The sequence below is a fragment of the Thiohalobacter sp. COW1 genome, from assembly GCF_016629505.1.
Classification (GTDB): domain Bacteria; phylum Pseudomonadota; class Gammaproteobacteria; order Thiohalobacterales; family Thiohalobacteraceae; genus Thiohalobacter; species Thiohalobacter thiocyanaticus_A.
In genome coordinates this window covers 613200-638658 of record NZ_AP024239.1, presented here as the reverse complement: position 1 = coordinate 638658, position 25459 = coordinate 613200, and the positions used below count along the sequence as shown (strand labels likewise).

General features: G+C 66.4%; 24 protein-coding genes and 1 pseudogene. 12 read left to right on the top strand and 13 right to left on the bottom strand.

The features are described 5' to 3' along the window. Positions 1 to 11: 11 nt before the first annotated feature. From rseP to rpsB, 8 genes are all read right to left on the bottom strand, one after another. Positions 12 to 1376: an RIP metalloprotease RseP gene (gene rseP / locus COW1_RS02925; protein ID WP_201345376.1), complete on the bottom strand. Its 1365-nt coding sequence runs from the start codon at positions 1374 to 1376 to the stop codon at positions 12 to 14. After that, a complete protein-coding gene (ispC, locus tag COW1_RS02920) occupies positions 1373 to 2584 on the bottom strand; it encodes a 1-deoxy-D-xylulose-5-phosphate reductoisomerase (RefSeq protein ID WP_201345375.1) in 1212 nt (403 codons plus the stop codon). The genes rseP and ispC overlap by 4 nt, the downstream gene beginning before the upstream one ends. Positions 2585 to 2586: 2 nt before the next feature. Further along, complete coding sequence (locus COW1_RS02915) at positions 2587 to 3402, bottom strand: phosphatidate cytidylyltransferase (RefSeq protein WP_096366544.1); 816 nt, start codon at positions 3400 to 3402, stop codon at positions 2587 to 2589. After that, complete coding sequence (gene uppS, locus COW1_RS02910) at positions 3395 to 4162, bottom strand: polyprenyl diphosphate synthase (protein WP_096366545.1); 768 nt, start codon at positions 4160 to 4162, stop codon at positions 3395 to 3397. The genes COW1_RS02915 and uppS overlap by 8 nt, the downstream gene beginning before the upstream one ends. A 13-nt stretch (positions 4163 to 4175) precedes the next feature. Continuing rightward, on the bottom strand, positions 4176 to 4733 hold the full coding sequence (gene frr / locus COW1_RS02905; RefSeq protein ID WP_096366546.1) for a ribosome recycling factor: 558 nt from the start codon (positions 4731 to 4733) through the stop codon (positions 4176 to 4178). Between the two features lie 42 nt (positions 4734 to 4775). Continuing rightward, on the bottom strand, positions 4776 to 5486 hold the full coding sequence (gene pyrH, locus COW1_RS02900) for a UMP kinase (protein WP_096366547.1): 711 nt from the start codon (positions 5484 to 5486) through the stop codon (positions 4776 to 4778). 176 nt (positions 5487 to 5662) lie between these two features. After that, positions 5663 to 6547: a translation elongation factor Ts gene (gene tsf, locus COW1_RS02895; RefSeq protein ID WP_096366548.1), complete on the bottom strand. Its 885-nt coding sequence runs from the start codon at positions 6545 to 6547 to the stop codon at positions 5663 to 5665. A gap of 218 nt (positions 6548 to 6765) precedes the next feature. Then, positions 6766 to 7527, bottom strand: a complete 762-nt coding sequence (gene rpsB, locus COW1_RS02890; protein ID WP_096366549.1) for a 30S ribosomal protein S2 — start codon at positions 7525 to 7527, stop codon at positions 6766 to 6768. A gap of 194 nt (positions 7528 to 7721) precedes the next feature. Here rpsB and map point away from each other — a divergent pair. The 4 genes and pseudogenes from map to COW1_RS02870 all read left to right on the top strand — a co-directional run. After that, positions 7722 to 8543 (top strand): annotated as a pseudogene (gene map / locus COW1_RS02885) (type I methionyl aminopeptidase); the annotation flags it as partial. After that, positions 8540 to 11260 (top strand): [protein-PII] uridylyltransferase, encoded by a 2721-nt coding sequence (gene glnD / locus COW1_RS02880; protein ID WP_201345374.1) that lies wholly within the window; start codon positions 8540 to 8542, stop codon positions 11258 to 11260. The pseudogene map and the gene glnD, both read left to right, overlap by 4 nt. A 60-nt stretch (positions 11261 to 11320) precedes the next feature. Beyond that, complete coding sequence (locus COW1_RS02875; protein ID WP_096366552.1) at positions 11321 to 11683, top strand: TusE/DsrC/DsvC family sulfur relay protein; 363 nt, start codon at positions 11321 to 11323, stop codon at positions 11681 to 11683. A 95-nt stretch (positions 11684 to 11778) separates the two neighbouring features. Further along, positions 11779 to 12126, top strand: coding sequence for an SET domain-containing protein (locus COW1_RS02870; RefSeq protein WP_096366553.1), 348 nt, complete (start codon positions 11779 to 11781; stop codon positions 12124 to 12126). Here the strand turns inward: COW1_RS02870 and COW1_RS02865 are convergent. Then, positions 12087 to 12488 carry a VOC family protein gene (locus tag COW1_RS02865; protein ID WP_096366554.1) on the bottom strand — a complete coding sequence of 134 codons (402 nt, stop codon included), beginning with the start codon at positions 12486 to 12488 and terminating at the stop codon, positions 12087 to 12089. The genes COW1_RS02870 and COW1_RS02865 overlap by 40 nt on opposite strands. Positions 12489 to 12606: 118 nt before the next feature. Beyond that, positions 12607 to 13497 carry a DMT family transporter gene (locus tag COW1_RS02860; protein ID WP_201345373.1) on the bottom strand — a complete coding sequence of 297 codons (891 nt, stop codon included), beginning with the start codon at positions 13495 to 13497 and terminating at the stop codon, positions 12607 to 12609. 120 nt (positions 13498 to 13617) lie between these two features. Between COW1_RS02860 and dapC the strand changes: the two genes are divergently transcribed. From dapC to COW1_RS02820, 8 genes are all read left to right on the top strand, one after another. Continuing rightward, positions 13618 to 14823: a succinyldiaminopimelate transaminase gene (dapC, locus tag COW1_RS02855; protein WP_201345372.1), complete on the top strand. Its 1206-nt coding sequence runs from the start codon at positions 13618 to 13620 to the stop codon at positions 14821 to 14823. Between the two features lie 13 nt (positions 14824 to 14836). Beyond that, on the top strand, positions 14837 to 15658 hold the full coding sequence (gene dapD, locus COW1_RS02850) for a 2,3,4,5-tetrahydropyridine-2,6-dicarboxylate N-succinyltransferase (RefSeq protein ID WP_201345371.1): 822 nt from the start codon (positions 14837 to 14839) through the stop codon (positions 15656 to 15658). A 159-nt stretch (positions 15659 to 15817) separates the two neighbouring features. After that, the gene (locus tag COW1_RS02845) at positions 15818 to 18634 is read left to right on the top strand and encodes a monovalent cation/H+ antiporter subunit A (RefSeq protein ID WP_201345370.1); all 2817 of its coding nucleotides are present in this window, start codon (positions 15818 to 15820) and stop codon (positions 18632 to 18634) included. After that, positions 18634 to 18963 (top strand): Na+/H+ antiporter subunit C, encoded by a 330-nt coding sequence (locus tag COW1_RS02840; protein WP_096366558.1) that lies wholly within the window; start codon positions 18634 to 18636, stop codon positions 18961 to 18963. Before COW1_RS02845 ends, COW1_RS02840 begins: the two co-directional genes overlap by 1 nt. Next, positions 18963 to 20474: a monovalent cation/H+ antiporter subunit D gene (locus COW1_RS02835; RefSeq protein WP_201346026.1), complete on the top strand. Its 1512-nt coding sequence runs from the start codon at positions 18963 to 18965 to the stop codon at positions 20472 to 20474. Before COW1_RS02840 ends, COW1_RS02835 begins: the two co-directional genes overlap by 1 nt. Further along, entirely contained in the window at positions 20471 to 20962 is a 492-nt protein-coding gene (locus COW1_RS02830) for a Na+/H+ antiporter subunit E (RefSeq protein WP_201345369.1), read from the top strand. The genes COW1_RS02835 and COW1_RS02830 overlap by 4 nt, the downstream gene beginning before the upstream one ends. Then, positions 20959 to 21228, top strand: coding sequence for a K+/H+ antiporter subunit F (locus tag COW1_RS02825; protein WP_201345368.1), 270 nt, complete (start codon positions 20959 to 20961; stop codon positions 21226 to 21228). Before COW1_RS02830 ends, COW1_RS02825 begins: the two co-directional genes overlap by 4 nt. Before the next feature lie 5 nt (positions 21229 to 21233). Continuing rightward, on the top strand, positions 21234 to 21554 hold the full coding sequence (locus tag COW1_RS02820) for a Na+/H+ antiporter subunit G (protein ID WP_096367579.1): 321 nt from the start codon (positions 21234 to 21236) through the stop codon (positions 21552 to 21554). 33 nt (positions 21555 to 21587) lie between these two features. On the opposite strand, the gene COW1_RS02815 is transcribed toward COW1_RS02820, so the two are convergent. Genes COW1_RS02815 through COW1_RS02805 form a run of 3 tightly spaced genes read right to left on the bottom strand, consistent with a single transcriptional unit; the run spans position 21588 to position 25359 of the window. Then, a complete protein-coding gene (locus COW1_RS02815) occupies positions 21588 to 22568 on the bottom strand; it encodes a hypothetical protein (protein ID WP_201345367.1) in 981 nt (326 codons plus the stop codon). A gap of 10 nt (positions 22569 to 22578) precedes the next feature. After that, positions 22579 to 24465: a hypothetical protein gene (locus COW1_RS02810; RefSeq protein WP_201345366.1), complete on the bottom strand. Its 1887-nt coding sequence runs from the start codon at positions 24463 to 24465 to the stop codon at positions 22579 to 22581. A 54-nt stretch (positions 24466 to 24519) separates the two neighbouring features. Further along, positions 24520 to 25359 carry an SH3 domain-containing protein gene (locus COW1_RS02805; protein ID WP_201345365.1) on the bottom strand — a complete coding sequence of 280 codons (840 nt, stop codon included), beginning with the start codon at positions 25357 to 25359 and terminating at the stop codon, positions 24520 to 24522. Positions 25360 to 25459: the final 100 nt, after the last annotated feature.

Genomic DNA, 25459 nt, shown 5'->3' with positions numbered 1-25459 from the left:
GTGCGTCGCCATCAGCGCAGCAGGCGGGCAAAGTCATTGAAGATTGCCAGCGTCATCAACGCCAGCAGCAGCGCCAGACCGATACGCTGACCCAGCGCCTCGGTCTGTTCCGAGACCGGCCTGCCCCGCAAAAGCTCAATAAGGTAATACATCAGGTGGCCGCCATCCAGTACCGGAATGGGCAGCAGATTGAGCACGCCCAGGCTGATGCTCACCAGCGCCAGCAGACCGACGAATGCCGTCAGGCCGATGCTGGCGGTCTGCCCCGCGTACTGGGCGATGGTCAGGGGCCCGCTGATATTCTCCACCGAGGCCTGGCCGATGAGCATCTTCCACAGGGTGCGCAGCATCAACACGCTCATCTCGCCGGTGCGCGCCAGGCTGCGGCCTGCCGAGTCCAGCGGCCCGTAGCGGACCGTGGTGCGCAGATCCTCGCCGTAACCGGGCGGGATCTCGGGGCCGGCGCCGATGCGCCCGATCACCGCGTCCTCGACCTGCCTGCGCTCCGGGATGAGCTTGATCTGCAGCCGCTCGCCGTCGCGTTCGATCAGGGTATCGATGATCTTCGCCGGCCGGGCGCTGACGAAATCGACCCAGTCGGACCAGGTCGCGATGGGTTCGCCATTGGCCTCGATCACCCGGTCGCCCGGCTGCAGCCCGGCGCGTTCGGCCGGACTGCCGGGCAGGATCTCGGCCATCACCGGCGGCAATGCCGGCCGCCACGGCAACAGTCCGAGCTTGTCGGTGATGTCACCGCGATCAAGCAGACCCGCTACCTGGCCAAGGTCCAGCGTCAGGCTGCGTATATCACCCGCGGGTGAGGCCACCTGCAGGTTCAGCTGGCGCGCGTCCAGCGCCCCGTCGAGCAACGCGATCATGGCCTCGTTCCAGGACGGGATGTCGCGGCCGTCGATGCTGAGCAGTCGATCTTGCTGTACCAGCCCGGCCTCGGCGGCCGGCGAGCCCGGCGGCGGGGTGTCGATGACCGGCTTGAGCCCGGGCACACCGCTGACGAACAGGAACCAGTAGGCCAGGATGGCGAACAGGAAATTAAAGAGCGGGCCCGCGGCCACGACCGCGATCCGCGCCAGCACCGGCTTGCGGTTGAAGGCCCGTCCCAGTTCCCGCTCGGGCACCGGCGCCTCGCGCTCGTCCAGCATCTTCACGTAGCCGCCCAGCGGAATGGCGGCGATGACGAACTCGGTGCGGTCCGTGCCCCAGCGCCGCGACCAGAGCGGTTTGCCGAAGCCGATGGAGAAGCGCAGCACCTTCACGCCCATGCGCCGCGCCACCCAGAAGTGGCCGAATTCATGCACCGTCACCAGCAGGCCGATGGCGACGACGAAGGCGGCGATGGTGAACAGGATGCCGTTCACGAGACCGCCTGCCGGCGTCCGCGGGCGCACAGTTCGCGCGCCGCTTCGCGGGCGGTCGCGTCGGCCGCGAGCACGGCCTCCAGGCTGCCGGCCGGCTGCGGCGCGATCCGCCCGAGCACAGCCTCGATCACCTCCGGGATGGAGGTGAAGGCCAGCCCTTCATCGAGAAAGGCCGCCACCGCGACCTCGTTGGCGGCATTGAGGATGGCCGGCGCGGTACCCCCGGCGCGAATGGCCTCGTAGGCCAGGCGCAGGCAGGGGAAGCGGTCCAGATCCGGCGCTTCGAAGTCCAGCCGCCCCACCCCGACCAGGTCCAGCGGCGCCACGCCCGAGGCGATGCGCTGCGGCCAGGCCAGGGCATGGGCAATGGGCGTGCGCATGTCGGGATTGCCCAGCTGGGCCAGGACCGAACCGTCGTCATAGTCCACGAGCGAGTGAATCACGCTCTGCGGATGCAGCACCACCTCCACCCGGTCGACCTCGATGGCGAACAGCCAGCAGGCCTCGATCACCTCCAGGCCCTTGTTCATCATGGTGGCGGAATCGACCGAGATCTTGCGCCCCATATCCCAGTTCGGGTGCGCCACCGCCTCGGCCGGCGTGACCCCGGCCAGTTCATCGAGGCGGCGGGTGCGGAAGGGACCGCCGGAGGCGGTGAGCAGGATACGGCGCACGCCCTGCGGCGGCTGACCGGCGATGTAGCCGTCGGGCATGCACTGGAACACGGCATTGTGCTCGGAATCGATGGGCAGCAGGGTGGCGCGGTGGCGGCGCACCTGCTCCATGAACAGGGCGCCGGACATGACCAGCGCCTCCTTGTTGGCCAGCAGCACCGTCTTGCCGGCGGCGGCGGCAGCCAGCGTGGGCGGCAGGCCGGCGGCACCGACGATGGCCGCCATGACAGAGTCGACCGCGTCCAGCGTGGCGACCTGCACCAGGCCGTCGTTGCCCGCCAGTACCCGGGTGTCGCTGCCGCCGCGGCGCAGCGCAGTCTCCAGGCGTTCGGCCGCAGCAGTGTCCGCCATTACGGCTAACTCGGGCCGCTGCCGCTCGCAGATACGCAGCATACCCGCGACGTCGGTGTTGGCGGTCACGGCAACGAGCCGATAGCGTTCGGGGTGCCGGGCCAGGACGTCGAGGGTGCTCAGGCCGATGGAGCCGGTTGCCCCGAGCAGGGTCACGCCTGTCTTGGTGTCACTATCCGCCATGATCAGTCCGGCATCAGTCCGAGGTAGAGCAGCCCGCCGACGAACACCGGCGGCGCGGCCAGCAGGCTGTCGACACGGTCCAGCACGCCGCCGTGGCCGGGAATGAGTCGGCCACTGTCCTTGACCCCGACCTGGCGCTTGAGTGCGCTGATGAACAGGTCACCCACAATGGACAGAGCCACGGCGACCAGGTTCAACAGTACGAAGAGCAGCTGCTGGCGCGCGGTCCAGTTCGGCACCAGGCTCACGGCCACGGCCAGCACGGCACAGGCCAGCAGGGCCCCAGCGACCCCTTCCCAGGTCTTGCCCGGACTGATGCGCGGGGCCAGCTTGCGGCGGCCGAAGCGGCGGCCGGAGAAATAGGCCGCGCTGTCGGCGACCCAGATCAGCACCAGCAGGTACAGCACCCAGTAGCCGCCCTGCCCCGTCCCGTGCAGCGCGACCAGGGCGATCCAGGCCGGCACCAGCGCCGGCACCGCGGCCAGCCCCTTGATCAGCATCCGCCCGCGGCTCCAGTCGACCCGGGCCAGCCAGGCCAGCGCCAGCAGCCACCAGGCGGTGCCTGCGAGCAGCAGCGGTTCACGGGCCGTGACCGCCCAGCCGCTGCCCCAGGCCGCGTAGAACAGCACCGCTGCGAGCAGGGCAAAGCCCAGCCGCAGCGGCAGCACCGGCAGCGGGATCAGACGCGCCCATTCCCAGGCGCCCAGTACCAGCACAGCGGCAACTGCCGCGGCAAAGGCCGGGGTGGGCAGGGCCAGCACGCCCCAGACGACCAGCGGCAACAGAATCAGCGCTGTGATCAAACGCTGCTTAAGCACCCTGGATGCGCTCCACCTGCTCCCCGGTCTGACCGAAGCGGCGCTGGCGTCCGGCGTACCAGGCCAGCGCCTCCTCCAGGACCAGGGCATCGAAGTCCGGCCACAGCAGGTCGGTGAAATAGAGTTCGGTGTAGGCCAGTTGCCACAGCAGGTAGTTGCTGATGCGCTGCTCGCCACCGGTGCGGATGAACAGGTCGGGTTCGGGCAGATCGGCCAGGGACAGGCCGCGGGCGAAGGTCTCGGCATCGATCTGTTCCGGCGCGAGTTCCCCGGCCCGGACCCGCACGGCCAGCTGCCTGGCAGCCTCGACGATGTCCCAGCGGCCGCCGTAGTTGACCGCGATGGCCAGCTGCATGCCGGGATTGTCGCGGGTGCGCTGCTCGGATTCCTCCATCAGCCGGCACAGCCTGGCGGAAAAAGCGCTGCGATCGCCGATGAAGCGTACCCGCACACCGTTGGCGTGCAGATCCTCGATCTCCTTGCGCAGAGTATTGATGAACAGATCCATCAACAGCTTGACCTCGGTCGCCGGCCGGCGCCAGTTCTCGCTGCTGAAGGCGAACAGGGTGAGTGCGGCGATACCGCGCTTGCGGCAGGCCTCCACCACCCGGCGCACGGCCTTGACCCCCTCGCGGTGGCCGGCCGGGCGCGGCATGCCGTGACGGCGCGCCCAGCGGCCGTTGCCGTCCATGATGATGGCAAGGTGCCGGGGCAACTCGGCCGCGGTCGGCTTCGGGTCCAGGTGGCGGATATCGGTCATGACGTCGGCGCGCTCAGATCTCCATCAGGTCCTTTTCCTTGGTGGCCAGAACCTCGTCGACCTTGGCCACATACTGATCGGTGAGTTTCTGGATGGCCTCGCCGGCGCGCCGCTCCTCGTCCTCGGAAATCTCCTTGTCCTTGAGCAGTTCCTTGAAGTCGTTCATGGCATCGCGGCGGATGTTGCGGATCGCCACCTTGGCGCCCTCGGCCTCGCTGCGCACCACCTTGATCAGATCGCGGCGCCGCTCCTCGGTCAGGGGCGGCATCGGGATGCGCATCACCGTGCCGGCCACGGCCGGGTTCAGGCCCAGGTCGGATTCCAGAATGGCCTTCTCCACCTTGGACACCATCGGCTTCTCCCAGGGTGTGACCACCAGGGTGCGGGCATCCTCTACATTGATGTTGGCCACCTGGTTGAGCGGCACCTCGCTGCCGTAGTACTCCACGGTGATGTGCTCGAGCAGGCTGGGATGGGCGCGCCCGGTGCGGATCTTGGACATCTCGGTCTTCAGCGCCTCGACGCTCTTGCCCATCCGGGTCCTGGCGTCCTGGGTGATTTCATCGATCACGACGCGACTCCTGTTTGGCTAACCATCGTTGCATTCATAACGTCATTCCACCCGGGTCCCGATCGCTTCGCCCGTGGCCGCGCGGCGCAGATTGCCCGGTTCGTGAATGTTGAATACCTGCAGCGGCAGCCTGTTCTCACGACACAGCGCCAGCGCGGTGGTATCCATGACCATGAGCCGACGATCAATGGCCTCGTCATAGCTCAGATGCTCGAACCGTTCGGCATCGGGATTGCGCTTGGGATCGTCCGAATAGACGCCATCGACCTGGGTGGCCTTGAACAGGATATCCGCCTGGATCTCGATGGCCCGCAGGCTGGCGGCGGAATCGGTGGTGAAATAGGGATTGCCGGTGCCGCCGGCGAAGATCACCGCCCGCCCCTGCTCCAGATGGCGAATGGCGCGGTCGCGATCGAACGGCTCGCTCAGTGTACCCACGCTGAAGGCCGTCATCAGCCGACAGGGAGAACCCAGCCGGATCAGCGCATCCTGCATGGCCAGCGAGTTCATCACCGTGGCCAGCATGCCCATCTGATCGCCCTTGACCCGGTCCATGCCGGCGGCGGCCAGACCCGCACCGCGGAAGATGTTGCCGCCGCCGATCACCAGACCGACCTGAACCCCCTCCTTCAGCAGATCGCTGATCTCGGTCGCAAACCGGTTCAGGGTCGCAGGATCGATCCCCGACTCCATCGGGCCCATCAGGGCCTCGCCACTGAGCTTGAGCAGGATCCGCCGATAAGTGTCAGGCATAAAAATCTTCTTTATCAGAGCATTAAAAGGAAAATCTGATTTTTGACTTTAATACATCCCCGACGGGGCAGCGCTATTGTCGGTCTTTTTGCACTGAAATGCCACGCATGCAATGGGGCCGCAGTGCGGCCCCATCTCGGCATGCTCCGGCAGCGGCCGGTTTGAACCCGACCGGCTTATTCGCCGCGCACCTGCGCCATCACTTCGTCGGCGAAGTTTTCCTGCTTCTTCTCGATGCCCTCGCCGAGTTCCATGCGGTTGAAGCCGAGCACCCGGGTGCCGGCCTGCTCCAGCAGCTTGGCAACGCTGGTGTCCGGATCCTTGACGAAGGGCTGGCCCAGCAGGGTGATCTCCTTGAGATACTTGTTGATGCGGCCCTGGACCATCTTCTCGACGATGTCGGCCGGCTTGCCGCTCTCGGCGGCCTGGGCCTCGATGATCTCGCGCTCCTTGGCCAGCATCTCGGCCGGGACGTCCTGCTCGTCGACCGCGGCCGGACGGCTGGCGGCCACGTGCATGGCCAGATCCCGGGCCAGGTCGGGGTTGGCGTCGGCCAGTTCTACCAGCACGCCGATGCGGGTACCGTGCAGATAGGCGCCCAGATAGCCGTCAGTGGAGACGGTGACGAAGCGGCGCACGGCAATGTTCTCGCCCAGTTTGGCGACCAGCGCCTTGCGCGCCTCCTCGATGCTCTGGCTGTCGGCATCGCTCAGCGGCATGGCCAGCAGGGCATCCAGATCCGCCGGCTGGCTGGCCAGCACGCGTTTGGCGACCTTCTCGGCGAAGTCGCGGAACTCGTCCTTCTTGGCGACGAAGTCGGTCTCGCTGTTGACCTCGACCAGGGCGGCCTGCTTGCCGTCCTCGCCGGCCTCGATCACGATCAGGCCTTCGGCGGCCACCCGGCCTGCCTTCTTGTCGGCCTTGGCCAGCCCGGCCTTGCGCAGAACCTCGATGGCGGCGTCCATATCGCCGCCGGCCTCGGTCAGCGCCTTCTTGCACTCCATCATGCCGGAGCCGGTGCGCTCGCGAAGTTCTTTCACTTGTGCTGCAGAGATTGCCATGACGCTACTCCTGAAATCTTTTTAACCCCGTCGTTGGCAGGGTCTGGATAAAGGTGCCAACTATCGTCATCCACGGGATGGTCGACTTGAGTCGAGAACCTTGGGTTGATTCGTCATGCCCGCGCAGGCGGGCATCCATGTCTCTGAAACCCCTGGATCCCCGCTTTCGCGGGGATGACGGAAAGGGTGATTGTTCAGGGGTTCCTTGGCGCTTCGGCTCAGGCCTTGGCTTCGGCGCCTTCCCCGCCGGCCTCGTCGACCTCGACGAAGTCGTCCTCGCCCTCGGGAATGCGCACGGCGGTGCCGCGCCCGGCCAGTACGGCATCGGCTGCACCCTGCACATAGAGGCGGATGGCACGAATGGCATCGTCATTGCCGGGGATCACGTAGTCGATGCCGTTGATGGAATTGTTGGTGTCCACCACGCCGATGACGGGCACGCCCAGTTTCCTGGCCTCGCTGACGGCGATCTTCTCGTGGCCGACATCGATGACGAACATGGCATCGGGGATGCCCTTCATGTTCTTGATACCGCCCAGGCTGCGCTCGAGCTTCTCCATCTCGCGGCGCAGCATCAGCGCCTCCTTCTTGCCGACCTGCTCGAAGGTGCCGTCGGTGGACATGGCCTCCAGGTCCTTGAGCCGGCGGATGGACTGGCGCACGGTCTTGTAGTTGGTGAGCATGCCGCCGAGCCAGCGGTGACTGACGTAGGGCATGCCGCAGCGCTGCGCCTCCTCGGCGATGGCATCACGGGCCGAGCGCTTGGTGCCGACGAACAGGATGCTCCCGCCCTTGGCGGCAAGGCTGCCGAGGTAGTTCATCGCCTCGTTGTACAGCGGGAGGGTCTTTTCCAGGTTGATGATGTGGATCTTGCTGCGTTCACCGAAGATGAACGGCGCCATTTTGGGGTTCCAGAAGCGGGTCTGATGTCCGAAGTGCACGCCGGCTTCCAGCATCTGGCGCATGGTAACGTCTGCCATGAGATATCCTCTCGGGTTGGGCCTCCATACCCCCCATACAGCAACCCCTGTCAACCGGGCACCCCGCTGTATGTGTCGGAGTATGTGTGGTTTTTGAGATAAAAATTCGCCCTCACTCAGTGGGGGCGGCGCTTAACAAGCGCGACTTTATACCATAAACTGCCTGTCTCAACAATCTTCCCCGACACCCGCTCGACACGACGCAATCAGAAAATTCAGGATCTTACATGGCCGTTACTATCAAGTCCCTCGAGGAAATCGAAAAAATGCGCATTGCCGGCCGCCTGGCCGCGGATGTACTGCAGATGATCCGCCCCCACGTCAAGGCCGGGGTAACCACGGGCGAGCTGGATCGTATCTGCCATGATTTCATCGTCAACGAGCAGCAGGCCGTGCCGGCGCCGCTGAACTACCGCGGTTTTCCCAAGTCCATCTGCACCTCCATCAATCATCAGATCTGTCACGGCATCCCCGGGGACAAGAAGCTCAAGAACGGCGACATCCTCAATATCGACGTCACCGTGATCAAGGACGGTTATCACGGCGATACCAGCCGCATGTTCTGCGTCGGTGAACCCAGCGTACAGGCCGGGCGACTGATCCGGGTCTGCTACGACGCCATGCGCACCGGCATCGAGATGGTCAGACCCGGCGTGCAGCTCGGCGACATCGGCCATGCCATCCAGACCTTCGTCGAGTCCAACAACTACTCCGTGGTGCGCGAGTACTGCGGCCACGGCATCGGGCGGGAATTCCATGAGGATCCGCAGGTGCTGCATTACGGTCGTCCGGGCACCGGGCTGGAACTGCGGCCGGGGATGATCTTCACCATCGAACCCATGGTCAACGCCGGCAAGCGCCACACCAAGATGCTGCCCGACAACTGGACCGTGGTGACCAAGGACCACAGCCTCTCGGCCCAGTGGGAACATACCGTGCTGGTGACCGGGGACGGCTTCGAGGTGCTGACCCTGCATCCGTCCGAATCGCTGGACACCATGCCGGAATATCCATGATTGCCACCCCGGAACCCCGGATCCAGTTCCCCGACCGTCCGGCGCTGCCCGACATCCTGGACACCGGGGCGCTGGATGCGCAGCTGGCCGGCAACGCACGGCCGATGGCGGTACTGCGCGAGGCGCTGAAGCAGGGGGACGCCACCCTGCGCCATCACTTCGAGGCGGGCGCGCCCGCGCCGGAACTGGTCTACGGCCGCTGCTGGCTGATCGACCAGTTGCTGCGCCGGGCCTGGGCGCTGTACTTCGACCCGCAGGCCACTGACATCTCCCTCGTCGCGGTCGGCGGCTACGGCCGCGCCGAACTGCTGCCGGGTTCTGACATCGACCTCCTCATCCTGCTGGCGGAAGGCGCCGAGCCGGGCCATGCGGAAGCCATCCGCGAATTCCTCGCCGACCTCTGGGACATGGGGGTGGAGGTCGGTCACAGCGTGCGCACCATCGCCGAGTGCGTGGAACACGGCCGCGCCGACATCACCATCGCCACCAACCTGCTGGAGGCGCGCCACCTGACCGGCTCCCATGCCCTCTACGAGCAGATGCGCGAGCGCACCGGCCCGGAGCACATGTGGAATGGCCGCGACTTCTTCGACGCCAAGCTCAGGGAACAGGATGTCCGCCATCACAAGTACCACGACACCGCCTACAACCTGGAACCGAACATCAAGGAAAACCCCGGCGGACTGCGCGACATCCAGATGATCGGCTGGGTCGCCAAGCGCCACTACGGCGTGCTGACCCTGCACGGACTGGTCGAGCATGGCTTCCTTACCGAGCACGAATACGAAACCCTGGTCGAGGGCCAGTCCTTCCTCTGGCGCATCCGCTTCGCCCTGCACAGCCTCACCCGCCGGCGCGAAGACCGGCTGCTGTTCGACCATCAGCGCACGCTGGCCGCCCAACTCGGCTACCAGGCCGCGGATTCGCCCAACCTGTCGGTCGAGTTGTTCATGAAGGACTACTACCGCACGGTGTTCGAGCTCAATCGGCTCAACGAAATGCTGTTGCAGCTGTTCAAGGAGCAGATCCTCTATGCCGACGATTCCGCCGACCCGGTGGTCATCAACAAGCGGTTCCAGTCGCGCAAGGGCTTCATCGAGGTCGCCCACCCGAACGTATTCAGGCGCTACCCCTTCGCGCTGCTGGAGATCTTTCTGGTCATGGCCCAGCACCCCAATCTCAAGGGTGTGCGCGCCTCCACCATCCGCCTGATCCGGGACCACCGGCACCTGATCGACGAGGATTTCCGCAACGACCTGCGCAGCCGCGCCCTGTTCATGGAGATCATCCGCCAGCCGCACGGCGTGACTCACGAACTGCGGCGCATGAACCGCTACGGCATTCTCGCGGCCTATCTGCCGGTATTCGGCAGGATCGTCGGCCAGATGCAGTACGACCTGTTCCACGCCTTCACCGTGGATGAGCACACCCTGTTCGTGGTGCGCAACATCCGCCGGCTGACCGTGCCCGAATTCGCCCAGGAACTGCCGTTTGCGAGCGAACTGATCAGGAAGATCCCCAAGCAGGAACTGCTGATCCTGGCCGCGCTGTTTCATGACATCGCCAAGGGCCGCGGCGGCGATCACTCCGAGCTCGGCGCCGATGAGGCGCGCCGCTTCTGCCAGCATCATGGCCTGAGCCGCTATGACTCCGAACTGGTGGCCTGGCTGGTGCAGAATCATCTGCTCATGTCGACCACGGCGCAGCGGCGCGATATCAGCGACCCGGCCGTGATCAACGAGTTTGCCCAGGCCGTGGGCAGCCGTATGCGTCTGAACTATCTCTACCTGCTGACCGTCGCCGATATCCGCGGCACCAACCAGGAGTTGTGGAACTCCTGGAAGGCGGCACTGCTGAGCGAACTCTACAACGTCACCAGCCAGGCCCTGCGCCGGGGGCTGGAGAACCCGCTCGACCAGGCCGAACTGGTCGCCGTCACCCGCCACCGCGCCCGTGACCGGCTGCTGGAGGACGGCTTCGACCAGGACCAGCTCGAACCGCTGTGGGACAACTTCACCGAGGAATACTTCCTGCGCCACTCGCCGGACGAGATCGTCTGGCAGACCCACGCCATCCTCGACCGGGACGATCCGCACGCCCCGCTGATCGCACTGCGCCCGAGCCCCGAACGCGGCGGCACCGAGATCTTCGTCTACATGCCGACCGACCCCGGTCTGTTCGAGCGTATCACCGCCATGCTCGACCAGATGGGGCTGGATGTCATGGACGCGCGCATCCTCACCTCCGAGGATCACTATGCCCTGGACAGCTACGTGGTACTGGACGATCACGGCCGGGCGATCGAGGATCCGGCCCGCATCCGCGAGATCCGCCAGGCCCTGATCCAGGGCCTGGGCAAGCCGCACGGCGAGGCCACCCGCGTGACCCGGCGGCCACCGCGCCAGTTCCGTCACTTCGATATCCGCACCCTGATCGAGTTCAAGCAGGACGCGCCCAACCAGCGCACCATCATGGAACTGATCACCGGCGACCGTCCCGGGCTGCTGTCGGCCGTGGCGCGCGCCTTCACCCACTGCGACGTCAATATCCGCAATGCCCGCATCGCCACCTTCGGCGCCCGTGCCGAGGACGTGTTCTACATCACTGACCACGACCACCGGCCGATCCGCGACCAGGCGGTGCTGGACTCCCTGCGTGAGCACATCATCAACGAGCTTGAGCAGAAAACGGACCAGGACCCGGCGTCTGGTACCTAGAACCTGCTTTCATTTACACTACACTCAAGGTAACGCAATCAGAAGGAAGGGAGATCGAACATGACCAAGCCCCCGCTGTACGAAACTCCGGACAAGCCAGCGATGCCGGATCCCGGCGACCCCATGGCGGATCTGGAGGAATGGTCGGAATCCCGTGCCCATACCCTGGCGACGGAAGAGGGTATCACCCTGAGTGACGAACACATGACGCTGCTGCACGGGCTGCGCGAACTGTATCGCAAGAATCCGCACTTCCACGCCCGGGAGGCGCTGGAGTGCATGGAGGACCGCACCGCAGCCAACGGCGGCAAGAAGCATCTCTACGAATTGTTTCCGAAGGGGCCGGTGCGCCAGGCCTGCAGGATCGCCGGTCTGCCGGTGCCGGCCGACGCCAAGAACGAATCCTTCGGTAGCGTGATGTAACCCCCTCCCGCCCGACCGGACCTCGGCGACAGGCACCCTGCGGTGCCTGTCGTGTTCCGGCGCGGCTCGCCATCCCTGAGAACCGCAGAAATCCCATGCAGTTAAAAAACAAGTTCATTTATCGGCACTGCTTTGTCGCCGACTCGGCCATCCATGGCAAGGGCCTGTTCGCCAAGGCCTTCATTCCCGAAGACACCTACCTGGGCAGCTACATCGGACCGGCGGCCAGCCGCAACGGGCCGCATGTGCTGTGGGTAACGGATGAAAACGGCGTGCGCCGGGCCCGTGACGGCAAGAACTTCCTCCGCTACCTCAACCACAGCACCGAACCCAACGCCGCCTTCGACGGTTTCGACCTGTTCGCCCTGCGCGACATCCGGCCGCGGGAGGAAATCACCATCGACTACGGCGAGGAACCGAATCCCGACGACTGCCCGGGCTGAGCGATCAGTTCCACGGCGTTGCCATCGGGATCGCGGCAGAAGGCCGCCGCCCGACCCGAGCGGCTGCGACCGACCGCCACGCCGGCCGCCTCCAGCCGCGCCAGCACGCCCTCGAAGTCCGCCACCGACAACGCCAGATGCCGATCGCGCCCGCCATGCGCGGGCCGGTCCGCGACCGGGTCGGGATTGGGCAGTTCCAGCAGGTGGATCTGGGCCGCGCCCACATCCAGCCAGGCGCCCGGATAACCCAGATCGGGCCGGTCGGGGTTGACCGGCAGACCCAGCAGGTCGCGGTAGAATTCCAGCGCCCGCGCCGTATCGGCGACGATGACACTGACGTGGTGCAATCGGGTTGTCGTCATGCGGTATCTCCAGATCTTCGTAGGTCGGGTTAGCCCGGAGGGCGTAACCCGACACAACCCGCGGACCATGTCGGGTTACGCTGCGCTAACCCGACCTACCAAAACCGCAATCCTCCATTCAATCCACCTCCCCCTGCCGCCGCGCGGCATGTGCGGAGACATAGGCCGCGGCCACGATCAGCGCCCCGCCGACCCATTCCTGCGGCTTGACCAGTTCGTGCGCCAGCAGGTAGGCGGACACGGCCCCGGCCACCAGCTCGAACAGCAGGATGACCGCCGAGCGGTGAATGGGCAGGTGGCTGACGCCGTACTGCACGGTCAGGGTCATCACCACGATGCCGAAGATGCCCAGTCCGACCGCACCCAGCCAGACGCCGCCGGCCACCGTCGGCACTTCAGTCTGCCCGGCCACGACCAGCATGGTCAGTGCCACGACAAGCACACCGACCCAGCTCACGGCGGTCTTGCTCCAGACGCTCAGCGCCTGCATGCGTCGGATCATCACGTTGCTGAGCGCAAAGCCGAACCCGGCCGAGACCGCCAGCCAGTCGCCGGTTCCCTGCGGCCAGGGCAGGCCGAGGGCCGGGTTCCAGAGCATGATAACGGCGCCGGTCAGCGCCATGGCGAACACCAGCCTGGCCTCGCGGCTGAGTCGCTCGCCCAGGATCAGCCGCGCCAGGATCACCGACCACAGCGGCGAGAGATAGAACAGCAGCAGCACCCGCATCACCGGGCCCTCGATCACCGCCAGTACGAAGGCCACATTGCACCAGCCGTTGGCCAGCGCCATCACCAGCAGGGCCTGCGGATCGCGGCGCAGTTCGCCCCCGTGACGCCACAGCAGCACCAGTCCGAGCAGCATGGCGGTGCTGTAGGCGATCAGAATGCTCCACAGGCCGTGCAGGCCGCCGCCTTCCAGCAGCCGCAGGGGGTACCAGACGGTACCCCACATGCAGGCGGCCAGCAGCAGGCTGAGGATGGGCAGCAGAGTCAAGTTGCGGTGTGTCACAGGATGGTGGATTGCGTATAATGTTCAGCTGTTTTGTCGGAAACCGCGCGGGCGCTGCCGGCGTGCGGCCGGCACACCATAACACGCCGACCGGCGTCAGGTATCAGGCTCAATCAGGACATGAACCCGGATCTGGAACGGCTGCAGCCCTACCCCTTCGAACGCCTGGCCCGGCTCAAGGCAGACGCCTCGCCGCCGGTGGACAGGGCCCATATCGATCTGTCCATCGGCGAGCCCAAGCATGCTGCCCCGCATTTTGTCGCCGAGGCCCTGATCAGTCACCTGCATGGCCTGTCGCAGTATCCGGTCACTCGCGGCCAGCCCGAACTGCGTCGTGCCGTCGCCGACTGGCTGAGCCGCCGTTTTCAGCTGCCGGCCGCCAGCCTGGATCCGCAGACCATGGTGCTGCCGGTCAACGGCACCCGCGAGGCCCTGTTCGCCTTCGCCCAGGCCGTGGTCGACCGCAATGCGGCCCGGCCGCGGGTGCTCATGCCCAATCCCTTCTACCAGATCTACGAGGGCGCGGCCCTGCTGGCCGGCGCCGAGCCGGTTTTGCTCAACACCACCCCCGAATCGGGTTACCTGCCCGACTTCGACCGGGTGCCGGAAAGCGTCTGGGACGACTGTCAGCTGCTGTACCTGTGCTCGCCCGGCAACCCCACCGGCACGGTGCTGGACATCCCCGCACTGCAGCGGCTGATCCATCTGGCCGACCGGCATGACTTCATCCTCGCCGCCGACGAGTGCTATTCCGAGATCTATCCCGACGAGGCCGCGCCACCGCCCGGCCTGCTGCAGGCCGCCGCCGCCATGGGCCGCACCGACTATCGCCGCTGCGTGGTATTCCACAGCCTGTCCAAGCGCTCCAACCTGCCGGGGCTGCGTTCGGGCTTCGTCGCCGGTGACGCCGAGGTGCTGCAGGCCTTCTTCCGCTATCGCACCTATCACGGTTGCGCCATGCCGCCGGCCACCCAGGCCGCCAGCCGCCTGGCCTGGCAGGACGAGGCGCACGTGCGCGACAATCGCGAACTGTACCGGCAGAAGTTCGCGGCCGTCACCGACATCCTGCAGCCGGTACTCGACGTCGCCCCGCCGCAGGCCGGCTTCTACCTGTGGCCGCGCACCCCGATCGCGGACACCGACTTCGCCCGCGGCCTGTTCGCCGAGGAACAGGTCACGGTGCTGCCCGGCAGTTTTCTTTCCCGCGACACCGACAGCGGCAACCCCGGTGCCGACCATGTACGCATGGCCCTGGTCGCGCCGCTGGAGGACTGCATCGAGGCCGCCCACCGCATCCGGTCATTCATCGAACGCATCAACCCCTAAAGGACACAGACCCATGAGCGAAATCCAGAGCATCATCGAGGAGGCCTTCGAGCGCCGCGCCGACATCAACCCGCGCAATGTCGAAACCCTGGTCAAGGAGGCGGTGCTGGAGGCGATGGGCATGCTGGACTCGGGCCAGGCCCGGGTGGCGGAGAAGATCGACGGCAACTGGGTGGTGCATGACTGGCTGAAGAAGGCCGTGCTGTTGTCCTTCCGCATCGAAGACAACGCCTTCATCAAGGGCGGCTTCACCAACTACTACGACAAGGTGCCGTCCAAATATGCCGATTACAACTCGCGCGCCTTCCGCGACGACGGCGTGCGCGTGGTACCGCCGGCCACCGCCCGGCGCGGCAGCTACATCGCCCCCGGCGTGGTGCTGATGCCCTCCTACGTCAACATCGGCGCCTATGTCGACTCCGGCACCATGGTCGACACCTGGGCCACCGTGGGCTCCTGTGCCCAGATCGGGAAGAACGTGCATCTGTCCGGCGGTGTCGGCATCGGCGGCGTGCTGGAGCCGATCCAGGCCGCCCCCACCATCATCGAGGACAACTGCTTCATCGGCGCCCGCTCCGAGATCGTCGAGGGCGTGATCGTCGAGGAAGGTTCGGTCATCTCGATGGGCGTCTACATCGGCCAGAGCACCAAGATCTACGACCGCGACACCGGCGAGGTCCTCTACGGCCGGGTACCCGCCGGCTCGGTGGTGGTATCCGGCAACCTGCCCTCGAAGGACGGCAGCTACAGCCTGTACTGCGCCGTCATCGTGAAGAAGGTCGACGAGAAGACCCGCGGCAAGGTGGGCCTCAACGAACTGCTGCGGGATATCTGAATACAGGTTCCAGATGCTAGGTTCCAGGGCCGAGGTATAGTACCGTAGGTCGGGTCAGCCCGAAGGGCATAACCCGACGCCATCCGGCCCTGTGTCGGGTTACGCTGCGGCTGACCCGACCTACCTTGGACCTGGTACGCAGAACCTAGAACCTGATTTATGGCCGACAACCTCTTCACCCTCATCCTGACCGTCTTCGTCGGCGCGGGCCTGGCCGGCTGGGCCTCGCGCTTCGGGCGGTTGCACGCGGCCTGGGTAGCGGGGGTTACGGTACTGTTCGCGCTGGGCCATCTGTGGCGGCCGATGCAGGCGGTGTTCGCCGGCGAGACCCTGGTCAGCCGCACGGCCTGGATTCCCACCGCGGGGCTCGATCTCGGCTTCCGCCTCGACGGGCTGGGCCTGCTGTTCACCCTGCTCATCCTCGGCATCGGCCTGCTGATCGTCCTCTACGCCCGCTACTACCTGTCGCCGCGCGACTGCATGGGGCGCTTCTTCAGCTATCTGCTGCTGTTCATGGGCGCGATGCTGGGCATCGTGCTGTCGGAGAACATCATCCAGCTGCTGGTGTTCTGGGAACTGACCAGCCTGACCTCGTTTCTGCTGATCAGCTACTGGCAGGACCGGCCGGAGGCGCGCCAGGGCGCGCGCATGGCCCTGGCCATCACCGGCGCGGGCGGACTGGCCATGCTGGGCGGCTTCATCCTGCTGGGCCAGATCGCGGGCAGCTACGAGTTGTCGGTGATCCTGGACTCGGGCCCGGAGATCCGCGCCCATCCGCTGTATGTGCCGATGCTGGTGCTGGTGCTGCTCGGCGCCTTCACCAAGTCGGCCCAGTTCCCGTTTCATTTCTGGCTGCCCAACGCCATGGCCGCGCCGACGCCGGTCTCGGCCTATCTGCACTCGGCCACCATGGTCAAGGCCGGCGTGTTCCTGCTGGCGCGCCTGTTCCCGGCCCTGTCGGGCACGCCGGAGTGGGCCTGGCTGGTCGGCGGCGCCGGCCTGGCCACCCTGCTGGTGGGCGCCGTCTTCGCCCTGTTCAAGCACGATCTGAAGGGCCTGCTGGCCTACTCCACCATCAGCCACCTGGGCCTGATCACCCTGCTGTTCGGCATCGGCACCCCGCTGGCGGCGGTGGCCGGCGTGTTCCACATCATCAATCACGCCATCTTCAAGGCCTCGCTGTTCATGGCCGCCGGCATCATCGACCACGAGACCGGCAGCCGCGACATGCGCCGGCTCAACGGCCTGTGGAAGTACATGCCGCACACCGCGCTGCTGGCGATGGTCGCGGCCGCCTCCATGGCCGGGGTGCCGCTGCTCAACGGCTTCCTGTCCAAGGAGATGTTCTTCGCCGAGGCGGTCAGCGCCAGCACCTATCTACAGCTGGGCTGGCTGCTGCCGGCCCTGGTCACCCTGGCCGGCGTGTTCGCCGTGGCCTACTCCTTCCGCTTCATCCACGACGTCTTCTTCAACGGCGAGCCAATCGACCTGCCGAAGATGCCGCACGAGCCGCCGCGCTGGATGAAGGTGCCGGTGGAGATGCTGGTCGCGCTGTGCCTGCTGGTGGGTATCCTGCCGGGGCTGACCGTGGAGCCGATTCTCACCCTGGCCGCCGGCGGCGTGCTGCAGACCGCGCCGCCGCACTTCGATCTGGCCATCTGGCACGGCCTGAGTCCGGCGCTGCTGATGAGCGTGGTCGCGCTGGTCGGCGGCGGTCTGGTCTATGCCACGCGCTATCCGTTGTTCCGGCTGCACGACCGCTGCGAACCCCACTGCCAGGCGAAATCCGTATTCGACGCCCTGATGACCGGCCTGTTCGCCGCCGCGACCGGGCTGACCCGGGCCCTGGACAGCCGCTCGCTGCCGCGCATGGTCGCCCTGTTCGTGGCCTTCGCCGCCCTGCTGGGACTGGCCGGCTGGCTGGGCGGCGGCGGGCCGCTGACCGGCAGCCGCGCCCTGCTGCCGATCGACGGCATCAGCCTGCTGGCCGCCGCCGGCCTGGTCGCGGCGGCGCTGGCCACCGTGATCCTGCACCGCCAGCGTCTGGTGGCACTGGTGCTGATCGGCGCGGTCGGCCTGGTGGTCTCGCTCATCTTCATCAAGTTCTCCGGCCCCGACCTGGCGCTGACCCAGCTGTCGGTGGAGGTGGTCACCATCGTGCTGCTGCTGCTGGCGCTTTACTTCCTGCCGCAGGAAGCGCCGGCGGACTCCTCCGTCCCGCGGCGCGCACGTGATGGCCTGCTGGCCGTGGCCGCCGGCACCGGCACCGGGCTGCTGGCCTGGGCGGTGCTGACCCGGCCGCTGGAGAGCATTTCGGATTACTTTCTCGCCAACAGCGTGCCGGGCGGCGGCGGCCACAACGTGGTCAATGTGATCCTGGTGGATTTCCGCGGCTTCGACACCCTGGGCGAGATCACGGTACTGGGCATCGCCGCGCTCGGGATCTACGCCATGCTGGAACACCTGGTCCTGCCCGGCCCGGCCTATGACAGCCGCGGCCGACCCTGGAACTGGGACATGCACCCGGCGGTGATGGCCTCGCTGACGCGGCTGCTGCTGCCGCTGGCGCTGCTGGTTTCGGCCTTCATCTTCCTGCGCGGACACAATCTGCCCGGCGGCGGCTTCATCGCCGGCCTGATCACCGCCGTGGCCATCATCATGCAGTACCTGGCCAACGGCGTGGAGTGGACCCAGTCGCGGCTGCCGGCAAATATGCACCCGCTGGTCGGGCTGGGCCTGCTGGTGGCCACCGCCACCGGCCTGGTGAGCCTGGTCTACGGTTATCCCTTCCTGACCTCGGCCTACAGCCATGTACACTGGCCGGTGGTCGGGGAGTTCGAGATCGCCTCGGCCATCGCCTTCGATCTCGGGGTGTACATGGTGGTCGTGGGCGCAACCCTGCTGATCCTCATCCACCTCGGCCTGATGCACAGCGCCAGCCATACGCCGCGCCCGACCGCCGGAGACTATCGCTGATGGAAGCCCTCGTTGCCGTCATCATCGGTGTGCTCACCGCCTGCGGGGTGTATCTCAGCCTGCGCCGGCGCAGCTTCCCCGTGGTGCTGGGCATCACCCTGCTGTCCTATGCCGTGAACCTGTTCCTGTTCGCCATGGGCCGGCTGACCATCGGCCGGCCGGCCGTCATTGACGCAGCGGCGGCCGGCTACACCGACCCGCTGCCGCAGGCGCTGGTACTGACCGCCATCGTCATCAGCTTCGCCATGACCGCCTTCGTCATCATGCTCGCACTCAAGGCCCGCGCCGAACTGGGCGACGACCGGGTCGACGGGAACCGGCCGACATGATGCAGCATCTGGTCATCGCGCCCGTCCTGCTGCCGCTGCTGGCCGGTATCGCGCTGCTGCTGCTGCGGCCGCTGCCCATCGGCTGGCGCCGGGTGCTGAGTCTGCTGGCCGTGCTGGCGCAGGTGTGGCTGGCCCTGCTGCTGCTCGGGCAGGCCGGTGACGGCGGCATTTTCACCTATGCCCTGGGCGACTGGCCGGCCCCCTATGGCATCGTGCTGGTGGCCGACCGGCTGGCCGCCGGCATGCTGCTGATCACTGCCCTGCTGGGCCTGCTGGCCCTGCTCTATGCCAGCCGCGGCACCGATCTGGAAGGCCGGCATTTCCATGTGCTGTTCCAGCTGCAGCTGTTCGGCCTGAACGGGGCCTTCCTCACCGGCGACCTGTTCAACCTGTTCGTCTTCTTCGAGATCCTGCTGCTGGCCTCCTACGGTCTGCTGCTGCACGGCGGCGGACCGGAGCGCACCCGCGCCGGGCTGCACTTCGTGGTCATCAACCTGGCCGGCTCCACCCTGTTCCTGTTCGCGGTCGGCACCCTCTACGGCGTGCTCGGCACCCTCAACATGGCCGATCTGGCCCGGCGCATGGCCCAGGTCGGCCCCGCCGAGTTGGGCCTGGTGCAGGCCGCCGGGCTGCTGCTGTTCGGGGTGTTTGCCCTGAAGGCCGCGCTGGTGCCGCTGTACCTGTGGCTGCCCGCCGCCTATGCCGGCACCAGCGCGCCGGTGGCGGCCCTGTTCGCCGTCATGACCAAGGTCGGGGTCTACAGCATCGTGCGCCTGGACACCCTGATCTTCGGCGCGCAGGCCGGTGACAGCGCCCATCTGCTGGGCGACTGGCTGCTGCCGCTGGCGCTGCTCACGCTGGCCATCGGCATGGCCGGGGTGGTGGCCAGCACCGGCCTGCGCCAGCAGGCCGCCTACCTGGTCATCGCCTCGGTCGGCACCCTGCTCATCGCCGCCGGCCTGGGCACGGCCAGTGGGCTGGCCGCCGGTCTCTACTACCTGCCACACACCACCTTCGCCGCCGCCGCCCTGTTCCTGCTCGCCGACAGCATCGCCCGCCGCCGCGGCAAACTGGCCGACCGCTTCGCCCCGGACGGCACCCTGAGTCATCCACGCCTGCTGGGCGGGCTCTTCTTCATCACCGCCGTGCTGATCGCCGGCCTGCCGCCGCTGTCGGGCTTTGTGGCCAAGTTCCTCATCCTGCGCGCGGCCCTGCCGCATCCGGACCTGGCCTGGATAATGGCGGTGGTACTGGTGACCAGCCTGCTGGCGCTCATCGCCCTGGCCCGCAGCGGCAGTGTGCTGTTCTACCGCGCGCGCGTGGTCAATCCGCCGGCGGGCGGCGAGCGTCTGCTGCCGGAACTGGCGCCTGCCGCCGCCCTGCTGCTGCTGTGCCTGGGACTGGTCCTCTGGGCCGGGCCTGTGCACGAATACACCCTGCGCACGGCCCAGCAGCTGCATCACCCGCAGATCTATATCGACGCCGTACTGGGTCGGGAGGTCGCGCCATGATCCAGCGTCTGCTGCCGCATCCCCTGCTCACTCCCATCCTGGCCCTGGTCTGGATGCTGCTGGCGAACGAATTCAGTGCCGGGCACGCCGTGCTGGGCCTGCTGCTGGGCTGGGCCATCCCCATCTTCACCCTGCGCTTCTGGCCGGAGCAGACCCGCATCCGCCGGCCGCTGACCCTGCTGCGCTTCATCGCCGTGGTGCTGTATGACATCCTCATCGCCAACCTGGCCGTGGCGCAGCTCATCGTCAGCCGTCCCCGCCGCCTGCAGCCGGCCTTCCTGGAAGTGCCGCTGGATGTCCGTTCGGACCTGGCCATCAGCCTGCTGGCCAACACCATCTCGCTCACCCCGGGCACGGTCTCGGCCGAACTCTCGCCCGAGCGCGACCGGCTGCTGGTGCATGCCCTGCATGCGACCGATACCGAGGCCCTGGTGGCGACCATCAAGTCGCGCTACGAGGCACCGCTGAAGGAGGTCTTCGAGACATGATCGACACCGCGCTCACCATCGCCTTCAGCCTGGTCGGACTGGCCGTGGCGCTGAGCCTGTGGCGGCTGCTGCGCGGCCCGGACGCGCCGGACCGCATCCTGGCCCTGGATACCCTGTACGTGAACACCATCGCCCTGCTGGTGCTGTTCGGCATCCAGATCGACAGCAATATCTACTTCGAGGCGGCGCTGCTGATCGCCCTGATGGGCTTCGTGGGAACGGTCGCGCTGTGCAAGTACCTGCTGCGCGGGGACATCATCGAGTGAACATCATGCTGGAATACCTGCTTGCCTTCCTGATCATCGCCGGCGGCGCCTTCACCTTCATCGGCTCGCTGGGCCTGGCCCGGCTGCGCGATTTCTACAGCCGCCTGCACGGCCCGACCAAGGCCACCACCCTGGGCGTGGGCTGCGTGCTGATCGCCTCGGCGGTCTACTTCAGCCAAGGCGAGAGCGCCAGTTACCACGAGATCCTGATCACCCTGTTCCTGTTCATCACCGCGCCGGTCAGCGCCCACCTGCTGGCCAAGGCGGCGCTGCACCTGAAGCTGGCCTCGCTGGCGCGGCGGCCGGAGTCGGAAAACCTGGATTGATCGGGGCCGGCCGGGATGCCGGACACCGGGACCTCAGTCGTCGATCTCGATGCTGATGTCGCGATGCAGCTTATCGTTCTTGATCAGATCCGCCAGGCGCACGGGGCGTTTGGTCTCGACCTCGATCTCGAGATTGCCGCCCTTTTCGATGAAGCCCTGCAGGGCCTTGATACTGTCTTCGTCCAGGTCGCCCTCTGTCACCTGCTGTTTCATCTGCGGATTGACGCCGACATGCATCCCCGCCTTCATGGCTTCGAACGGCACCTCTTCCTCGTTCAGGGCCGTGGCATAGTTGTATGACCCCAGGGCGGACAGCCGTGCCATGCGTTCGAAGGCACCGTAGTCCTCAAGCCCGGCACGGGCGCCGACCAGTTCGATACGGCCGAACTCGGCCAGCAGCTGCTGGGGCGCGAAGATGGCGGCCTGGATCTGTTTTTCGGGATCGATCTCGAACAGCGGTCGGGTTCGCTGCAGCCTGAGCTCGATTGCATTACGGGCCAGATTTTCCGCATCCAGTTCCACCGTCAGAGTGAGTTTCTCGTCATCACGCTCGTAGGCATACCCCACTGCGCCGTCGAGCCGGGTCTCCTTGATACCCAGGGTGCGCGCCAGCTTGAGCGGTTCGGCCAGCATCTGGTAGAGCATATTCTCCTGAATCCGGGTGGGGTCGGGATCGGTGACGAGTTCGTAGCCGCTGAAGCTGATGAGCTTGCGGTTTTCATCACGGGCGCCGGCGATTTTCACCCTGTCCAGCCGGCCGGTGATCCGCTGCTGCTGATCGCCGAATTCCATCACGACGATATTCAGATCCACACCTTTCAGCGCAATACTGTCTGACAGCGGTGAGTAGGAGGCGTCGTCATAGCGGATGGCATCGGTAAGGTTCTTGTCGTAGAGGAAATCCTCGAAGGCCTCCACCCCCTTGGCCGAGGCATAGAAATAGCCGCCGGCCAGCACGATGGCCAGCCCGGCGGCGCCACCATAGATCAGATTCCTGTTATTGAGTGCGCTCATGGCTGTGTCCTCAGGGATTGGCGGCCAGGTTGAATTCCATGTCGTCGTCCTCGTACCAGGCCTTCATCATGTCCTCGACCTCCATTTCCTCCAGACACTTGTCTGTCATGCAGGCCACGGCCTGATCCACGGCGATCTCGAATACCGGTCGGCCCTTGGCGTCGAACTCGAATCCGAATTCCGGCTCCATGCGGATCAGCATCCAGCCATCCAGTTCAACGCCGCTGGCGTTGTGGCTCACCTGCATGGCATAGGGCGCCTCGATCTCGCCATCGTCGGCCTCGACCAGCAGATGCAGCGGTCCGGGCAGGCGCACCCGACCGGCGTCCACCTGATTCAGATACTGGGCCGGATGGGCAAGTACCAGCGCCCCGCCCAGGGCGCTGCCGTGGTAGGCGCGGGTGCTGGTGAAGTCGATGCGATGCCGTGCCAGCTGCTCCTTCGCCAGTTGCAGCGTGGCATAGAACCGCACCCGGTCGTAGGGTGAGGCGTTGGCCAGTTCCTGATACTGCCTGTCCAGGCTGGACTGGTGCTGCGCCCGCAGCTGGGCCAGGCGCTGGCGCTCCATCTCTGCACGTCTGCGCTCGGCCTCGGCAAAGGCGGCGCGCTTGGCCGCGAAGTCGGCATCGACCTGCACCATCCAGGGCGTGCCGCGCTGGCGCAGGGCACGGCCGGCCTTGTGGAAGGCGGTATCGGGATTCTGGGCGTTGAGATTCTTCTGATAGTCGGCGGTCGGCGTCAGGGAGAAGCTGTCGGTGACGACGAAGCTGACCTGACTGAACTGGTTGGTGTTGCTGTAGCCGAAGAAATCCCGGTATATCGCCGTGATCGACTGCGCCAGTGTCGTGGCGGCGGGATCGGCCTTGAGCGCGTCATTATCGGTGAGGACGATGAGCGGGGTGTTCTCCAGGCGCCAGACCTGGTTGTTGCCGTTCACATAGGTGGCGAAATAATGCGCCCGGAGTTCCGGATCCTGCCCCAGCCAGACCAGCAGCTTGTCCGAGGTGAAGCTGCGGTTCCAGCGGTCCGTGGTGGTGGTCCTGTTGCGCGCCACCACCTGGCGCGGCAGGCCGCGGTCGAGATTGAAGCCGTCGACCCAGTAGCCGTTCAGCGTAGCGAAGGGCTGATTCTGCCCCTCGTAGTAGAAGCGGGCCTGAGTCGGCCGGTTCTTCACCCTGGAGTGGACATAGCCGTTGATGCAGTCATACTCCCGCGTCATTTCGAAGCTCGGCCCGAACCGGGCCTGGAGATCGAAGAAGGCGCGGATGCGGCAGCCGTCGGTACGGCTCGTGATCTCCCGCGCCTCACCGGCCTCGCCGCTGACGCGGAGCAGGCCGCCGGGCTTCCAGCCGCCGATCTCCAGCGCCGGCGGCGCGGCCGGTGCCGGTTCGGTCACTGCCTCAGCTGCGGCGGCGGGTGTGGACGCCGGTGCTGGAGCGGGTGCGGGTGCGGGTGCGGATGTGGGCGCTGGCGCAGGCGCGGGCGCGGATTGCGTTGCTGCCGTGGCATCGGGGGTGGGTGCAGTCGCCGCAGCGGGCGGTTCGGAGGGCGGCTTGGCGGGCGGCTCGGATCCGGGGACCGCCGCGGCCGGCGGCGACACCGGTATCTGCTGGGCGATCCAGCCGTTGCCGCGTTCGGCCCGGCCGGTCCAGACGGACTGGTCCCCGGCCCGGCCCTCGATGCTCATGGTCTGCGCCTCGGCACACTCGCGCACCAGCACATGCCCCAGCTTCTGCAGAATATCCAGATATTCCTCGGTCGCGAACCTGCCGGCGTCACCGCCACTGACCTGCATCCGGACGTCCTCCCGGCACCAGGGCTCGCCCAGCGCAGTAAAGGACATGTCCAGCGATTTGCTGTGGGCGAACACCTTGTCGGCATGCGCCGGCGCTATCATGCAACTGGCAAATGCGGCTGCCAGAACCCGCCGTTGATACTTCATGCCGCCTCCTCAGCCCAGTTCCCAGACGCCGTCGGGCTTCTGGCAGGCCTGGGTGGTTTCCTGCTCCGTACCCTGGTCGGTATTGACGCTGATCTCGACCTCGCGGCAGCCGCGCTGGGCGGTGACGGTGGAGCTGGAGGTCTCCACCGCATCCAGGTCGATGCCGGCGAAGCCCTCCTGCTTGGGCAGGGTCTCCACCTGTTCGCTGTCCAGGTCGATCCCCCTGGCCTGAGCGGCCTCCACCGGATTGTAGGGCTGCACATAGTCCCCGTGGACATAGCCCATGGTCACGCCCTGCTTGGCCAGCATCAGCCAGCCGTTGTCGGTGCGTCCCGCCGAGGTGACCACATCACCGGTATCCAGCGTGGTGATGATGCCGTAGCGGGTCCCCGGACCGGCCCGCACCCGCAGCGCGGACGTGGTTTCATACTGGCGGTTTTCCAGCTTGATGCTGGGCACGGCTTCAACCGTGCTCAGGCGTTTGATCTGCTTCGGCTCGCTCTGGTAACTGATCTCGCCGGTCTTGATCTCGGCCGAGGCACCGCTGCGGTCGCTGTTCCAGCTGGCCACGCCGGCGTTTTCCTGCTCCAGGGCTTCCACCGTGGAGGCGGCCAGGGCCTTGCGGTCCTGTTCGTCCAGGTGCCGGCCGATGGCCCGGCCGGCATAATAGCCCGCCGCACCCCCGATGGCCGCGCCCAGCCACTTGTTGTCGCCGGCCACGGCCGCGCCCAGCACGGCGCCGCCGATCGCGCCCAGGGTCGCGCCCCAGTCTTCCTTGGAGGGATTGCTCTGACAGCCGGCGGCCAGCGCCACGGCCAGAAGGGATGGAACCAGTGTCTTGGTCTGCATGGGCTCAACCTCAGATATTTATTGTTTTCCATCGGTTGCGGCGGACAGCCGCCATCTGAAGATCCACCCATACTTATAGCACGCGGCCCCCCATTCACAA

Bases quoted from the DNA above. Each gene is read 5' to 3' on its own strand.
- COW1_RS02805 (WP_201345365.1), bottom strand. From the start codon at position 25,359: ATGCAGACCAAGACACTGGTTCCATCCCTTCTGGCCGTGGCGCTGGCC.
- COW1_RS02810 (WP_201345366.1), bottom strand. From the start codon at position 24,465: ATGATAGCGCCGGCGCATGCCGACAAGGTGTTCGCCCACAGCAAATCG.
- COW1_RS02865 (WP_096366554.1), bottom strand. From the start codon at position 12,488: ATGACGACAACCCGATTGCACCACGTCAGTGTCATCGTCGCCGATACG.
- COW1_RS02875 (WP_096366552.1), top strand. From the start codon at position 11,321: ATGACCAAGCCCCCGCTGTACGAAACTCCGGACAAGCCAGCGATGCCG.
- uppS (WP_096366545.1), bottom strand. From the start codon at position 4,162: ATGACCGATATCCGCCACCTGGACCCGAAGCCGACCGCGGCCGAGTTG.
- COW1_RS02820 (WP_096367579.1), top strand. From the start codon at position 21,234: ATGCTGGAATACCTGCTTGCCTTCCTGATCATCGCCGGCGGCGCCTTC.
- glnD (WP_201345374.1), top strand. From the start codon at position 8,540: ATGATTGCCACCCCGGAACCCCGGATCCAGTTCCCCGACCGTCCGGCG.
- COW1_RS02845 (WP_201345370.1), top strand. From the start codon at position 15,818: ATGGCCGACAACCTCTTCACCCTCATCCTGACCGTCTTCGTCGGCGCG.
- COW1_RS02840 (WP_096366558.1), top strand. From the start codon at position 18,634: ATGGAAGCCCTCGTTGCCGTCATCATCGGTGTGCTCACCGCCTGCGGG.
- COW1_RS02830 (WP_201345369.1), top strand. From the start codon at position 20,471: ATGATCCAGCGTCTGCTGCCGCATCCCCTGCTCACTCCCATCCTGGCC.
- rpsB (WP_096366549.1), bottom strand. From the start codon at position 7,527: ATGGCAGACGTTACCATGCGCCAGATGCTGGAAGCCGGCGTGCACTTC.
- COW1_RS02870 (WP_096366553.1), top strand. From the start codon at position 11,779: ATGCAGTTAAAAAACAAGTTCATTTATCGGCACTGCTTTGTCGCCGAC.
- dapC (WP_201345372.1), top strand. From the start codon at position 13,618: ATGAACCCGGATCTGGAACGGCTGCAGCCCTACCCCTTCGAACGCCTG.
- pyrH (WP_096366547.1), bottom strand. From the start codon at position 5,486: ATGCCTGACACTTATCGGCGGATCCTGCTCAAGCTCAGTGGCGAGGCC.
- COW1_RS02815 (WP_201345367.1), bottom strand. From the start codon at position 22,568: ATGAGCGCACTCAATAACAGGAATCTGATCTATGGTGGCGCCGCCGGG.
- dapD (WP_201345371.1), top strand. From the start codon at position 14,837: ATGAGCGAAATCCAGAGCATCATCGAGGAGGCCTTCGAGCGCCGCGCC.
- COW1_RS02835 (WP_201346026.1), top strand. From the start codon at position 18,963: ATGCAGCATCTGGTCATCGCGCCCGTCCTGCTGCCGCTGCTGGCCGGT.
- ispC (WP_201345375.1), bottom strand. From the start codon at position 2,584: ATGGCGGATAGTGACACCAAGACAGGCGTGACCCTGCTCGGGGCAACC.
- COW1_RS02825 (WP_201345368.1), top strand. From the start codon at position 20,959: ATGATCGACACCGCGCTCACCATCGCCTTCAGCCTGGTCGGACTGGCC.
- tsf (WP_096366548.1), bottom strand. From the start codon at position 6,547: ATGGCAATCTCTGCAGCACAAGTGAAAGAACTTCGCGAGCGCACCGGC.